At 66.6% G+C, this 14,102-nt stretch carries 11 protein-coding genes; 7 read left to right on the top strand and 4 right to left on the bottom strand.

Going from position 1 to position 14,102, the window contains the following annotated elements:
- Nucleotides 1-915, top strand: a 915-nt coding sequence (locus H7290_RS15475) for a S1 RNA-binding domain-containing protein (protein WP_290514916.1), incomplete at its 5' end; no start/stop codon positions are given.
- 306 nt (nucleotides 916-1,221) lie between these two features.
- On the top strand, nucleotides 1,222-2,181 hold the full coding sequence (locus tag H7290_RS15480) for a helix-turn-helix domain-containing protein (RefSeq protein WP_290514917.1): 960 nt from the start codon (nucleotides 1,222-1,224) through the stop codon (nucleotides 2,179-2,181).
- A gap of 22 nt (nucleotides 2,182-2,203) precedes the next feature.
- On the opposite strand, the gene H7290_RS15485 is transcribed toward H7290_RS15480, so the two are convergent.
- The gene (locus tag H7290_RS15485; RefSeq protein ID WP_290514918.1) at nucleotides 2,204-3,550 is read right to left on the bottom strand and encodes an AMP-binding protein; all 1,347 of its coding nucleotides are present in this window, start codon (nucleotides 3,548-3,550) and stop codon (nucleotides 2,204-2,206) included.
- Nucleotides 3,551-3,737: 187 nt separating this feature from the next.
- On the opposite strand from H7290_RS15485, the gene H7290_RS15490 reads away from it, so the two are divergent.
- On the top strand, nucleotides 3,738-4,577 hold the full coding sequence (locus H7290_RS15490) for an SH3 domain-containing protein (protein WP_290514919.1): 840 nt from the start codon (nucleotides 3,738-3,740) through the stop codon (nucleotides 4,575-4,577).
- A 19-nt stretch (nucleotides 4,578-4,596) separates the two neighbouring features.
- Complete coding sequence (gene coaE, locus H7290_RS15495) at nucleotides 4,597-5,205, top strand: dephospho-CoA kinase (RefSeq protein ID WP_290514920.1); 609 nt, start codon at nucleotides 4,597-4,599, stop codon at nucleotides 5,203-5,205.
- Here coaE and H7290_RS15500 read toward each other — a convergent pair.
- The 3 genes from H7290_RS15500 to H7290_RS15510 form a co-directional block, all read right to left on the bottom strand.
- Nucleotides 5,202-6,128 carry a sigma-70 family RNA polymerase sigma factor gene (locus H7290_RS15500; protein WP_290514921.1) on the bottom strand — a complete coding sequence of 309 codons (927 nt, stop codon included), beginning with the start codon at nucleotides 6,126-6,128 and terminating at the stop codon, nucleotides 5,202-5,204. The genes coaE and H7290_RS15500 overlap by 4 nt on opposite strands.
- A 293-nt stretch (nucleotides 6,129-6,421) precedes the next feature.
- Nucleotides 6,422-8,572 (bottom strand): S9 family peptidase, encoded by a 2,151-nt coding sequence (locus H7290_RS15505; RefSeq protein WP_290514922.1) that lies wholly within the window; start codon nucleotides 8,570-8,572, stop codon nucleotides 6,422-6,424.
- Complete coding sequence (locus H7290_RS15510; RefSeq protein WP_290514923.1) at nucleotides 8,569-9,879, bottom strand: DNA polymerase IV; 1,311 nt, start codon at nucleotides 9,877-9,879, stop codon at nucleotides 8,569-8,571. Before H7290_RS15510 ends, H7290_RS15505 begins: the two co-directional genes overlap by 4 nt.
- A 141-nt stretch (nucleotides 9,880-10,020) precedes the next feature.
- Between H7290_RS15510 and H7290_RS15515 the strand changes: the two genes are divergently transcribed.
- The 3 genes from H7290_RS15515 to H7290_RS15525 form a co-directional block, all read left to right on the top strand.
- A complete protein-coding gene (locus tag H7290_RS15515; protein ID WP_290514924.1) occupies nucleotides 10,021-11,016 on the top strand; it encodes a DUF4192 domain-containing protein in 996 nt (331 codons plus the stop codon).
- 59 nt (nucleotides 11,017-11,075) lie between these two features.
- Entirely contained in the window at nucleotides 11,076-12,554 is a 1,479-nt protein-coding gene (locus tag H7290_RS15520; RefSeq protein WP_290514925.1) for a glutamate-cysteine ligase family protein, read from the top strand.
- Between the two features lie 366 nt (nucleotides 12,555-12,920).
- Nucleotides 12,921-14,102 (top strand): RNA polymerase sigma factor (locus tag H7290_RS15525; protein WP_290514926.1); only part of this gene is annotated, 1,182 nt, incomplete at its 3' end.

Here is a 14,102-nt window from a genome sequence, read left to right on the forward strand (position 1 = left end):
AACGTGGTCTTGTCGCGCCGTGCCTGGCTCGAGCAGACCCAGTCGGCCGTTCGCCAGAACTTCCTCACAGAGCTCCAGAAGGGGCAGGTCCGCAAGGGCGTCATCTCCTCGATCGTCAACTTCGGTGCGTTCGTCGACCTCGGCGGCGTCGACGGTCTCGTTCACGTGTCCGAGCTGTCCTGGAAGCACATCGACCACCCCAACGAGGTCGTCCAGGTCGGCGATGAGGTCACCGTCGAGGTTCTCGACGTCGACATGGACCGCGAGCGTGTCTCGCTGTCGCTCAAGGCCACGCAGGAAGATCCCTGGCAGCACTTCGCCCGCACCCACCAGATCGGTCAGATCGTTCCGGGCAAGGCGACCAAGCTCGTCCCGTTCGGTGCGTTCGTCCGCGTCGAGGAGGGCATCGAGGGCCTGGTGCACATCTCCGAGCTCGCCGAGCGTCACGTCGAGATCCCCGAGCAGGTCGTGCAGATCGGCGACAGCGTCATGGTCAAGATCATCGACATCGACCTCGAGCGTCGACGTATCTCGTTGTCGCTGAAGCAGGCCAACGAGACCGAAGCATCGGCCGGAGACGACTTCGACCCGACGCTGTACGGCATGACGTCGTCCTACGACGCTGACGGCAACTACATCTACCCTGACGGTTTCGATCCCGAGACCGGCGAGTGGCAGGACGGCTTCGACGAAGCCCGCGCCACGTGGGAGAAGCAGTACGCCGAGGCGCACGAGCGCTGGGAAGCACACAAGAAGCAGATCGTGGAGGCCGAGAAGTCCAGCATCGAGGCCTCCGAGGCCGCGAACTACTCCTCGGACACCGTCGGCGACACCGACGCTCCGCAGCAGGAGGGCTCGCTCGCCTCGGACGAGGCGCTGCAGGCGCTCCGCGAGAAGCTCACGGGCGGCGAGTAGTCACCCATCACCATCGAAGAACCCCCGGTCCACACGGACCGGGGGTTCTTCGTTTCTGCGTCACCTGACTCGCATGTGGGTGTCGAAGCCGTCAACGTGGCTTCGCGGACCGGGGCGGGTTCCGTACCCGTCGTGGAGAATAGTCAGGGCGAGCGCGATCCCTGAAGCAGTCATCAAGAGCACCAGTGCCAGTGCGAGCATGAGAATCAACATGGCAGTAATTCTTGCCAGACCGGGAATCTGCCACCAGTGGCAGCAATGCCAGTGTGCATTGATTTACTGCCAGATTGTTGTGACACTGATTCGGTGAGAAAAGTTGCCGTGATCGTGCAGGACGGAGCTGAGCCGTTCACGCTCGGCGTGCTGGGTGAGGTGTGGGCTGAGCCCTACCACCCCGAGGACGACAACCCGCAGTTCGACTACGTGGTGTGCACCCCACGGCCCGGACGGGTCAAGGGCACGGCCGGCTACGACTACCTCGTCGACCATGGCCTGGAGGAGACACTCGACGCCGACCTCGTGGTGGTCGCGGCCAAACGCAATTTCCTCGAACCTTCGCCGGAGGCTGCCGCGGCGGTCCGAGCGGCCCACGACCGCGGGGCGCGGGTGCTGTCATCGTGCACAGGGGTCTTCATCCTGGGTGAGGCCGGCCTTCTCGACGGACGGGCCTGTACGACCCATTGGCGCTACGGCTCGCTCCTGGCCGAGAGGTTTCCGCTCGCGAGGGTCGACGCAGACGTCCTCTACGTCGAGGACGACCTCGTGCTGACCGGCGCTGGTTCGGCGGCCGGGATCGATGCCTGCCTGCACCTGATACGGCAGGTGTTCGGCGCCAAGGTGGCCACGACCACTGCCCGGCGCATCGTCGTTCCGCCCCACCGCGATGGGGGCCAGGCGCAGTACGTCCGCACGCCGATGGGCCAGACCGAGTGCGACACGTTGGCGCCGCTGCTCGCCTGGGCGTCCGATCGCCTCGACGAGCCGTTGTCCATCGAGAAGCTCGCGAACCAGGCGCACATGTCGGCGCGCACCTTCGCCCGACGATTCCGTGACGAGACCGGCACGACACCTCTGCAGTGGCTCACGACCCAGCGTCTGGCCCAGGCCGAGGAGATGCTGGAGAACTCGACGTTGTCGGTCGAGCAGATCGCCACACGCGTCGGCTTCGGCAACGCGGCCACCTTGCGGCACCACTTCACCGCGGCGAGGGGCACGACTCCGCAGCAGTACCGCAAGACCTTCAACTACGTCGGAGAGGCGGTCTAGCCACCACGACGCGGGCAGGGGGTCACAGCTCGGACCGGCGAACCTTGCCGGTCGCGGTCCGGGGGAGTGATGGGAGCCGCTCGTACGTCTTGGGCCGCTTCGGTGGCGCCAACCTCGACTCAGCCCGTGCTCGCAGCGCGGCCTCGTCGACATCGCCGACGTAGGCCGCACACACGCGTTGGCCCCAGCGGGCGTCGTCCCGCGCGAACACCGCGAGGTCGACGAGCCCGACGGTGTCAGCCAGTGCGGCCTCCACCTCGGCCGGATAGACGTTGACGCCGCCGCTGATGATCAGGTCCTCGCGCCGTGAGTCGAGGTAGACCCAACCGTCGTCCACGCGGCCGAGATCACCGACGCTGAACGCCGGTCCGTCGGGGGTGGCCCGCCAGGACGCAGCCGTCTTCTCGGGCGCGTTCCAGTAGGTGAAGCCGGCCCATGGCGGTACCGCACACCACAGCTGGCCGTCGTCGTCGGTCGAGACCACGCGGCCCGGCCGGGCCCGACCGAGGGTGCCCGGATGCCTCTGCCACTCGGTGGCTGAGCATGCCGTGAACTGACCCTCGGTGGAGCCGTAGAACTCCCACACGACATCGGTGCCGAACAGGTCGTGGGCACGCCGTCGTACCGGTTCGGGGCATGGCGCGCCGGCGTGCGCCACGAGGCGGAACGACGCGGCGTCGACGCTTCTGGCGACTCCGGCGCCGTCGCCGTCGCCGTTGCCGTCGCCGTCGAGCCACGCGAACAGTCGCTGCAGATGAGCCGGCACGCAGAACATCGTGGTCGGATGCAGCTCATGCACCGCGGCGACGAACACCGGAGGGTCGAACCCGGGAAGGACAGCGATGGACCCGCCCGCCAGCAGCGTGCCCATCGCGAACCTCAGCGGTGCAGAGTGATAGATCGGCGAGACCACGAGATCGAGGTCGGACTCGCAGAAGCCCCACAGGTCGCGCTCCTCGCGCACCAGCTGCGCAGCATCCTCGTCATCGAGAAGCCCCGACCACACGCCCTTGGGCCGGCCTGTGGTCCCCGAGGTGAAGTGCATCGGCCGGCACCGCGGCGACTGGGCGATGTCGCGCGGTGCGCCGACGAGCAGCTCGTCCAGAGCCTCCGGCGTATCGATCACGAGGCCCGGCTCCACGTCGCGCAGGATCGCGTCGCGTTCGTAGGGTGTCAGTCGTGGGTCGAGTGGCACCGGGACAACGCCGCTGCGGGTGGCTCCGAGCACGACACTGACGTAGGAGGCCGAACCGGGGACGAGCAGCACGACTCTGTCTCCGGACCCCAGCCCCGCCGCGGCGAGTGCCCCGGCGACGTTCGACTGGGCGAGTGAGCTGTCGGCAGCGGTGAGGATTTCGAGCAACGTCAACCTCCACATGGTGAGACGTCAGTCACGTCAACCGCGGGATTGCAGTGCTCCGACGTGAACCGACAAGCAAAGTATGCTTGACTCGGACGCTGAACCCGAATACTCCCCGACGTTTCAAGGTGGTCATTCCGTGGCAGATTCTCGCCACAGGCAGGTCGCAAGGTCTCCCCGCCGTCAATCACGCACGATGCGCGCCATTCTCCCCGCTGCTGGTCTGCTGACAATCGCAGCCGCCGGGGCTGCCGTGGTCGTCCATGATGGTTCAACCAGCAGCGCAGCCGCATCTCGCCAGGACCTGTTCGCCGTGTCCTCCGGTCAGGCCGGGGATGCAGCAGCGGGCCGCACGCCCGCAGTGTTGCCCCAGAAGGTCGCCGCGGGCACCATCAGCCGCAGCGCCGAGCGTCCGCCGCTGCCGAACGAGGCAGCCGCGGAGAACAAGGTCGAGGGTCAACGGTTCGCCGTCAAGGCCCTCGAGATCCACGCGAACGCCGCGGACTCGTCGCCGGTCCTGGCGTCCGTCAAGTCCGGAGATCAGGTTGACATCACCGGTGTCATCAAGGGCAACTGGGCGCAGATCATTCACAAGGGCCTGCCCCGCTGGGTGCCCGTCAAGAACATCGCCAAGGCCATGCCGGTCAAGGTCGTGCCGATCGGCACCTCGCCGTGCGCCTCCGGCTCCGAACCCGAGAACGGCCTGCGCCCCGACACCATCAAGGTGCACCGTGCGGTGTGCGCGAAGTTCCCGTCGATCGCCACCTACGGCGGCCTCGCGGGCCGCGGTGAGCACGCCACGGGGCAGGCCATCGACATCATGATCGCCGGTGACGTGGCAATCGGCCAGAAGATTGCCGACTTTGCCCAGGCCAACGCCGCCAAGCTGGGTATCAGCCAGGTTATCTGGCAGCAACGCATCTGGACCGTCCAGCGCGCGGGCGACGGCTGGCGTGCCATGTCTGATCGTGGCAGTCCGACGGCCAACCACATGGATCACGTCCACGTCACCACCTTCGGCGACTCCGCACCTTAGACATGCCGGGAGTCGGGGCATGCTCAGAGTCGGCCTGACCGGAGGCATCGGCTCGGGCAAGAGCACGGTGAGCGCTCTGCTCGGCGAGCATGGGGCCGTGGTCATCGACTACGACATCTTGGCTCGCGAGGTCGTCGAGCCCGGCAGCCCTGTCATCGCGGCGATCGCCGCTCGGTTCGGTGCCGACATGATCGCGTCTGACGGATCTCTTGACCGAACAGCGCTGGGCGCCCTGGTCTTTGCCGAACCCTCAGCGTTGCTGGCTCTCAACGCCATCACCCACCCGGCCATCGGTGAGCTCGCTACGGCGAGGGAGCGTGTGGCCGACCCCGGTGCGATCGTGGTGCACGACAACCCCCTGCTCGTCGAGATGGGGCTGGCTGCGCACTGTGATGTCGTCATCGTGGTCGACGTTCCCGAGGCGGTGCAGGTAAACCGGCTCATGGTGTCGCGAGGAATGTCCGAGGACGATGCGCGAGCTCGCATCGCGACGCAGGCCAGCAGACAAGAACGGACCGGTGCCGCCGATCTGTTGATCGACAACACCGGCCCGCTTGACGAGCTCAGCCCCATCGTCGGGGGAATCTGGGACGAGCTCGTGTCTCGGTCCGCCGAGGCCGGCGGCTAGGCGGCCAGGTCCGGATCGGCCAGCCTGCGCAGGGTGGCGAGGGCCTCGCGCTCGAGCTGACGGACGCGTTCAGCAGAGATGCCGTGCCTCTTGCCGATGTCGGCCAGCTTCTGCTGGCGTCCGTCGAGCAGCCCGTAGCGTGCGCGCACGATGTCTGCCTCTCGCTCGCCCAAGTGGTCGACGAGCTTGGAGATCAGGTGGCGCGACTCGTCGTCGATGACCGCGAGGTCGGGTCCGGGCATGGTCTCCCGGGCGATGAGATCGCCCAGCGAGGTGTCGCCGTCCTCATCGACCGGTGAGTCGAGGCTGACGTGGTCACGGCCCCAGGACAACAGGTCAATGACGCGGTCGACCTCCATGCCGAGCTCGAGTCCGATCTCCTGAGGCTCCGGGTCGTAGCCGAGCTGCCGCTCGAGGTTGCGGCGCGCAGCCGTGACCTGGTTGAGCTCTTCGACAACATGAACTGGCAGACGCACGACACGGGCCTGTTGTGCGATACCGCGCGTGATGGCCTGGCGCACCCACCAGGTGGCGTAGGTCGAGAACTTGAACCCCTTGACGTAGTCGAACTTCTCGACAGCGCGGATCAATCCGGTGTTGCCCTCTTGAACCAGGTCGAGCATCGGCATTGCCGAGCGGCCGTACTTGCGGGCGATGGAAACAACGAGCCGGAGGTTGGCCTGGATGAACTCTTGGACAGCCCGGTCGCCCTCTTCTGCGAGCCAGATCAGCTCGTCCTCGGTGGCAGACTTTGGTGCGCCGCCCTTACGACGGCCGATACGGCCCTCTGCGAGCAGCTGTCGCGCGAACAGGCCAGCCTCGACCGTCTTGCTGAGGTCGACCTCGCGCACGGCGTCGAGCAGGGGAGTGCGAGCGATTTCGGCGAGGTACATGCCGACGCTGTCCTTGCCTTCGATATTCATGGTCACTGTGCTCTCCCATCAGGATGTCTTCAGTGATTTCAACGCATGAGAGGCCCGAAGGATTCCGCTCTCAGTGGCTTCTTAGGGTGCGTGTGCTACTACTTGTCCACTCATCACTGACGGACAGAGAAGCACGCCGTCGCCCAGCCGGGTGAGCCCGCCCACACCGAAGCAATCTGTTGTGCCTCGGCGCGCATCAGCCGCTCCGTGGGCGACGTGGCGATTGCGGCGGGCAGGGTGTCCCGGCCAAGCGCACGACCACTTTGACGAAGGCTGTCCAGCGTGTGTTCGATCTAGCTCGAGGGTGACGATGAGGCTTCCGAAGCGTTGGACGCACCCGCGGTGTCGATGATCCAGGCCAGCTCCCACGCCCGTTCCTTCCACGAGGCGTAACGCCCGCTGACCCCGCCATGGCCCGCGTGCATCTCGGTCTTGAGGAGTATCGGCGCATCGCCGGTGGCAGTGACTCGCAGACGGGCGACCCACTTGGCTGGCTCGACGTACAGCACCCGGGTGTCGTGGAGGCTCGTCACCGCAAGGATCGCCGGGTACGGGTGCGCCCCGACGTTCTCGTACGGGGCGTACGACTTCATGTAGGCGTAGACCTCGGGATCGTCGAGCGGGTTACCCCACTCGTCCCACTCGATGACGGTGAGCGGCAGGCTGGGGTCGAGGATCGTGGTGAGGTTGTCGACGAACGGGACGCTCGCGACGATGCCCGCGAACGCATCAGGAGCGATGTTGGCCACGGCTCCCATGAGCAGCCCGCCGGCGCTGCCGCCCTCGGCGACGAGCCGGTCGGCCGAGGTCCAGCGCTCGTCGACGAGGTGCCGGGCGCTGGCGACGAAGTCGGTGAAAGTGTTGCGTTTGTGCAGCATCTTGCCGTCGTCGTACCAGTGCCGCCCCAGCTCGCCGCCGCCGCGGACGTGGGCGATTGCGAAGACGAACCCGCGGTCGAGCAGCGAGAGGCGCATCACCGAGAAGCCCGGATCCATGCTGGCCTCGTACGACCCGTAGCCATAGATCAGTCCTGGCGCGGTGCCGTCGCGAGGTGTGTCCCTGCGCGAGACGATGGACACCGGGATGCGGACGCCGTCGTCGGCGACCGCCCACGAGCGGTGCTGCTCGTACTCATCGGAGTCGTAACCGCCGAGCACAGGTGCCTGCTTGCGCAGCAGCAGCCTTCCGGTGGCTACTTCGTAGTCGTATATCGAGGCTGGCGTGATGAAAGAGCCGACGCCGACGCGGATGAGCGGCTGGTCCCACTCGGCGTTGCCCCCCACCCCGCTCGTGAACAGCTCTTCGCCGGACTCGATCTCGGTGAGCTCGCCGACTCCGTCGGGGCCCAGCGGCATGATGCCGATGCGCGAGAGGGCATCGCGACGGTAGGACAGGACCAGCTGGTGGGCGAAGACGTCGACGTCCTCGAGGCGGGTGACGTCGCTGCCCGGCACGATGACGGTGCGGGTGCCGGGGTCGTCGACGCGCACCGAGACGAGCTCGAAGTTGAGGGCATTCTCGTTGTGCAGGACCAAAAAGACGTCTTCGCCGCCAATGACTGCATGCTCGAGGGAGTACTCGATGCCGTCGCGGCGGGGGAGCACGACCCGGAACTCGCCCTCGGGGTCGGTGGCCTCGAGGACGCGCACCTCGCTGGTGACCTTGGACGAGAGGCCGATGACGAGGAACCGCTCGGACTGGGTGCGGCCGACACCGACGAAGTAGCGCTCGTCAGGCTCCTCCAGCACCAGGAAGTCGTCGGTGGTGGCGTCGCCCATGCGGTGGCGCCACACGCGGCATGGCCGCCACGCGTCGTCGACCGTCGTGTAGAAGAGGTGGGTGGCGCCCGCCGACCAGGTGGCACCGCCGCTGGTGGCGGCGATCTCGTCGGGCAGCACCTCGCCGGTGCGCAGATCCTTGACGCGGATCGTGTAGCGCTCGTCGCCCTGGGTGTCGACCGACCAGGCCAGGAGGTTCTCGTCGTCGCTGACGCTGAACGCGCCGAGCGAGAAGAACTCGTGCCCGTCTGCCTCGGCGTTGGAGTCGAGCAACACCTCTTCACCGGCGATGTCGGTGCCGGCCTCGAGCACGGGTGGGTTCCAGTCGTCGACGTCGGCGATGGGGCATCGGCACCGGATGGCGTACTGCTGACCTTCGATGGTGCGGGCGTAGTACCACCAGCCGCCCCGTCGCACCGGCACCGAGAGGTCGGTCTCGAGCGTGCGTGCCTTGATCTCGTCGAAGATCTGCTGGCGCAGTGGCTCGAGGTGTGCGGTCGCGGCGTCGGTGTGGGCATTCTCGGCCTCGAGGTAGGCGATCGTTGCCGGGTCGTCCTTGTCGCGCAGCCACTCGAAGTCGTCGATGAAGTCGTCGCCGTGGTGGCTGCGGGTGATCGGGCGACGCTCCGCCACGGGAAGCGGGGTCGAGGGATTGGGGACGGTCATGCGTCGAACGTACCGGTGTGGCCCGCGGCCAGCACGGGGTCGTCTGCCCGGAACGTGTGAATGGGGCCGGGAGGCGTCCAGCGCGTCTCGAAGCGGACGGCCACGCGGCCGAGCCCGGCCCCCCACACCCAGCCGTCGCCGTGATCGCCGTGGTGGACGTCCATGCCCGGGTACCAACGGGCTGGGCGCTCTGGTGCGGACTCGACGACCTCCTCGTCGGTGGCGTGGTCTTCGTCATCGTCAGCAGCGAACAGGTCGTCCTGCACCCAGTCGGCGAGACCGCTGACGCCCACGCCGAGCAGCCGCAGACCGTTGCTGATGTCTTCACCGTCGAGAAGCCGTCGGGCCGTGGTGGCGAGGAGGCGGGCGTTGTCGGTGGGGTGCGGGAGTGTCGACGACCGGGTGTGTGTCTCGAAGTCGTGGTGGCGCATCTTGAGGGTGATGGTGCGTCCGGACAGGCCGTTCTTGCGGAGCCGCCCAGACACTGAACGTGCCATGCGTTCGATGATCGACTCGAGCTGCAGCCGGTCGGAGATGTCCTGCTCGAAGGTGTCCTCGACGCTGACGGACTTGGTCTCGCGCGAGGCCATGACAGGCCTGTCGTCGTCGGCGCGTGCCAGCCGGTGCAACGAGCGGCCCGACGACTGCCCGAGGAGCCGTACGAGCTCGTCGACGCCGGGGGACCGGAGGTCCGCGACCGTCAGGATGCCGACCCGCCTGAGCCGTTCGGCGGTGGCGGGACCGATGCCCGGGATGGCGGTGGCCTGCATCGGGCCGAGGATGTCGGCCTCGGTGCCGGGCTCCACGACGAACACCCCGTCAGGCTTGTTGACCTCGCTGGCGATCTTGGCCATGAGCTTGGACGAAGCCACGCCGACCGACGCCGTGAGCCCACCTGTCGCCGCCGCGATGTCTGCACGGATGCGTTCAACGGTGTCGAGCACCGATGCGCTGTCGAAATCTGGACTTGCGGCAAGGTCGACGAACGCCTCGTCGAGCGAGAGCGGCTCGACCAGGTCGGACTCCTGCTGCAGCCGTTCCATCACGAGGCGGCTCGCCTCGCGGTAGGCGTCGAAGCGGCCCCCGAGGAAGGCTGCGTGCGGGCACCGGGCCCGCGCCTCGGCCGTCCGCATCGCCGATCGCACCCCGTGGACGCGCGCCTCGTAGGACGCCGTGGCCACCACTCCTCGTGGGCCGATGCCGCCGACGATGACGGGCTTGCCCCGCAGCGAGGGCTTGTCGCGCTGCTCGACGGACGCGAAGAAGGCATCGAGGTCGAGATGCATGATCGATGCCGTTGACCGCATGGCCCCAGTGTGTCGTGCCGGTCGGACAGTGCACGTGTTCATTCGCCGCGTTCGTCCACACGCGCCTCACGACGGCCCTGTCGTCCACCGCCCGCCTGACTGCTGATGACATCGATGCGGCCCGACGGTGAATGTTGACAGATGACCGACACCCGCACCGTCTACACCGCCCACGACGTTCCCGACCTCATCGCCACCCTTCCGACCCTGTTCGGGTTCGCGCCCTCTGAGTCCCTGGTCGCCATCGCCACACACGGAGAACGTCGACGATTCGGGTTCAGGCTCCGGGTCGACATCCCCGACGACCTCTCGAACATCGAGACGCTCGCCGCCGTGGTGGCCGGACACCTGCGCCGCCAGGGCGCCGAAGGAGCGATCCTGGTGGCCGTGACCCAGCGGCAGGACGTTGCCGAGCTGCTGCTGCCCGCAGTCGAGGAGCGATTCGACGACATCGAGGGCATCGTGTCGATCCGGGCCGACGGGTCGCGTTACTGGACGACCGATCCGGGGTTCCCGGTGGCGGGCATCGCCTACGAGACGTCGGACCACCACATCGCCGTCGTGCACGCCATCGCCGCGGGTCAACAGATCCTCCCCGACCGCCAGGCACTGGTCGACCGCTTCGGCCCCGTCACCGGGGTGCGGCGCACCTGGCTCGAGAATGCGACGAACGCCGTGCTTGAGGGGGTCGTGCCGCTTGTCGCCAACACCGAGCCGGGCGACCTGGCCGCAGTCGGCATGCGGGTCGTGCAGCCCATCCTCGACCGAGGTCTCGCCAAGGAGAGACTCACCGACGACGAGCTCGTGCGGTTCTTCGTGTGGGCGTCTGGTGTCTCCGTGCGCGACGAGATCTGGGCTCAGATCGTCAGGTCCAACGCCGAGCGCATGCTCGGCCTGCTGACACTCATCTCACGAAACGTCGTCCCGCCGTTCGAGCCGGCAGTCCTGAGCCTTGCGGCGTTCGCGGCATGGCTCACCGGAGACGGCGCCCAGGCGCTGATCGCCGTCGAGAGGGCCATGACGGCAGACCCCGACTACTCCATGGCCGGGCTCATGCTCGAGATGCTCGAGGCCGGCATCTCGCCCACCTGCTGGACGGGCTTTCGCAGCGACGATGATCGAGCCTCGGAGGCATGAGATGGATTTCTCGCGCCAGCAGCGAAGCCGTGAACCCGGAATCGTCCTAGTCTGGGGCCATGGGACAGGACGTCGATGCGCGTGAGTTCACCCGCGAGGACCGGACCCGCTACCGCGCGAAGGTGAGGCGGTGCCTTGACGTGTTCGCCCGCATGCTCTCCGAGCAGGACTTCACCTTCGAGCACACCCATGTCGGCATCGAGATCGAGTTCAACCTCGTCGATGACGAAGCCAACCCGGCACTGAAGAACGCCGAGGCCCTCGAGGCGATCGCTGACGACGACTTCCAGACCGAGCTCGGCCTGTTCAACATCGAGATCAACGTCCCGCCCGCCCGCATCGACGGCGCTGGGCTCGACACGCTCCAGGCGTCGCTGCGCGACGATCTCAACGCTGCACAGACGAAGGCTGCGGGGGTGGGAACCCACCTGCTGATGATCGGCATCCTGCCGACCCTTCAGGAGGGCCACCTCAGCCGCGACTCGATCTCGGCGAATCCTCGCTACCACCTGCTCTCCGAGCAAATCCTGGCAGCGCGCGGCGAGGACATCGAGATCGTCATTGACGGCGTCGACAGGCTCGACACGACGGCCGACACCATCATCCCCGAGGCCGCGTGCACCAGCACCCAGCTGCACCTGCAGGTCGAGCCCGACGACTTCGCGCCGATGTGGAACGCTGCGCAGGCCATCGCCGGTGTACAGGTCGCCATCGGCGCCAATTCGCCGTTCCTGCTCGGACGGCAGCTGTGGCACGAGACACGTATTGCCCTCTTCGAGCAGGCGACCGACACGCGCAGCGAGGAGCTGAAGACCCAGGGCGTGCGACCGCGGGTCTTCTTCGGTGAGCGGTGGATCACGTCGGTGTTCGACCTCTTCGAGGAGAACGTCCGCTACTTCCCGGCGCTCCTGCCGATAGTCGACGAGGAGGATCCTCTCGTCGAGCTGGAGGCGGGCCGCGTGCCGCAGCTGTCCGAGCTGCGCCTGCACAATGGCACGGTCTACCGGTGGAATCGACCCATCTACGACGTCGCCGATGGGCGGCCCCACCTGCGTATCGAGAACCGGCTACTGCCGGCCGGACCCACGGTGATCGACACGATGGCCAACGCCGCCCTGTTCTATGGCCTGGTCAAGGTGCTCGGCAGCAGCGACCGGCCGGTGTGGTCGCAGCTGTCGTTCAGCGCCGCCGAAGACAACTTCCATCAGGCGTCGCGCGCCGGTATCGAGACCGAGCTCTACTGGCCGTCGGTCGGCGCTGTCTCAGCGCGGGAGCTCGTCCTGCGGCGTCTCCTGCCGCTGGCGCATGTGGGTCTCGAACAGCTCGGCGTCGACTTGGCCGTCGCCGACAGGCTGCTCGGGATCATCGAGCAGCGGTGCATCGCCGGGCGCAACGGGGCGACGTGGCTGATCGATGAGTTCGCTCACCAGCTGCGCTCGGCGCCCGACCGCATGGCCGCGATGCGTGCGACCACAGTGGCGTACGAGGGGCACATGCACGCAGGGGAGCCGGTGCACACCTGGGCCATCCGGTCCTGAGAACACCCTGAGATGAAACGCCTTGGCGCCTCGTGGCACACTTGAGCCAGAGGTTGACCACAGGCCTCATTGTTGCGCCCTTCTACCGCTTGTGAGGTTGACGTGCCGGTAAATCCCGCATCTGGATCCCGCCTTCGGGCAGTCACCAAGCGCCTCACAGGGTCTGTCGAGACCGAGCCCACGGAGCCAGCACAGGAGTTACCAGTCAAGAAGGCCGTAGCACCGAAGCCGGCGGCAAGGAAGGCACCAGTCAAGACGACGCCGGCCAAGAAGACCACCGCGGCGAAGGCAGCACCGGCCAAGAAGAGTCCGGCAGCCAAGAAGACCAGCACTTCGTCCCCGTCCCCTGCGAAAACAGAAACGACCGTGTCCAAGATCGCATCCAGCACCGCCAAGAAGACCACAGCCACCTCCGCCAAGAAGGCTGCCGCGAAGAAGCCGGCACCCGCCAAGGCCGCCGTCGTCGGCGAAGAGGAGTCGAAGATTCCCGCCAGCATCGATCTCGCCAATGCGCTCGAGGTCCCCGCTGTCGTCGACGGCACCGTCAAGGTCGATGCCTCGGGCAAGAAGATCCTGCCTGACATCCCTGACGAGGAGTTCGAGAAGGACCTCGCCACCGACCCGACGCTCAAGGAGGACGAGAAGTCGTCCTACGTGATCTCGGCGGCTGATGAGTCTGATGAGCCCGTCCAACAGGTCATGGTCGCCGGCGCGACCGCTGACCCGGTCAAGGACTACCTGAAGCAGATCGGCAAGGTCTCACTGCTGACTGCTGGCCAGGAGGTCGAGCCCGCCAAACGCATCGAGGCAGGCCTGTTCTCCGAGGAGAAGCTGGGCAAGGGCGGACGCATCACACCCAAGGCGCTCGAGGAGCTCGAGTGGATCACGGTCGACGGTCGTCGCGCCAAGAATCACCTGCTCGAGGCCAACCTGCGCCTCGTCGTCTCGCTGGCCAAGCGCTACACCGGCCGCGGCATGCTGTTCCTCGACCTGATCCAAGAAGGCAACCTCGGCCTCATCCGCGCGGTCGAGAAGTTCGACTACACCAAGGGTTTCAAGTTCTCGACCTATGCCACGTGGTGGATCCGTCAGGCCATCACGCGCGCCATGGCCGATCAGGCTCGCACCATCCGTATTCCGGTGCACATGATCGAGACCATCAACAAGATGAATCGTATTTCCAGGCAGATTTTGCAGGAAACCGGCCTTGAGCCGGATCCGGCGACGCTGGCCAAGAAAATGGAGATGCCGGAAGACAAAATCCGCAAGATTTTGAAAATCAGTAAAGAGCCGATCTCGATGGAGACGCCGATTGGTGACGACGATGATTCACATTTGGGCGATTTCATCGAAGACGGCCACAACACCGCACCGCTAGAAGCCGCCATGCAGGCCGGGTTGCGCGATGTCGTGAAGGACATTCTGGATGGTTTGACGCCACGCGAAGCCAAGGTGCTGCGCATGCGTTTTGGTATTGAAATGAGCACCGACCACACCCTGGAAGAGGTGGGCAAACAGTTTGATGTGACGCGTGAGCGGATTCGTCAA

The organism is Aeromicrobium sp., assembly GCF_014378035.1.
Classification (GTDB): domain Bacteria; phylum Actinomycetota; class Actinomycetes; order Propionibacteriales; family Nocardioidaceae; genus Aeromicrobium.

What these genes read in the sequence shown, in the direction of transcription:
- H7290_RS15520 (WP_290514925.1), top strand. Translation starts at nt 11,076, where the DNA reads ATGGGACAGGACGTCGATGCGCGTGAGTTCACCCGCGAGGACCGGACC.
- H7290_RS15490 (WP_290514919.1), top strand. Translation starts at nt 3,738, where the DNA reads ATGCGCGCCATTCTCCCCGCTGCTGGTCTGCTGACAATCGCAGCCGCC.
- coaE (WP_290514920.1), top strand. Translation starts at nt 4,597, where the DNA reads ATGCTCAGAGTCGGCCTGACCGGAGGCATCGGCTCGGGCAAGAGCACG.
- H7290_RS15500 (WP_290514921.1), bottom strand. Translation starts at nt 6,128, where the DNA reads ATGAATATCGAAGGCAAGGACAGCGTCGGCATGTACCTCGCCGAAATC.
- H7290_RS15515 (WP_290514924.1), top strand. Translation starts at nt 10,021, where the DNA reads ATGACCGACACCCGCACCGTCTACACCGCCCACGACGTTCCCGACCTC.
- H7290_RS15505 (WP_290514922.1), bottom strand. Translation starts at nt 8,572, where the DNA reads ATGACCGTCCCCAATCCCTCGACCCCGCTTCCCGTGGCGGAGCGTCGC.
- H7290_RS15510 (WP_290514923.1), bottom strand. Translation starts at nt 9,879, where the DNA reads ATGCGGTCAACGGCATCGATCATGCATCTCGACCTCGATGCCTTCTTC.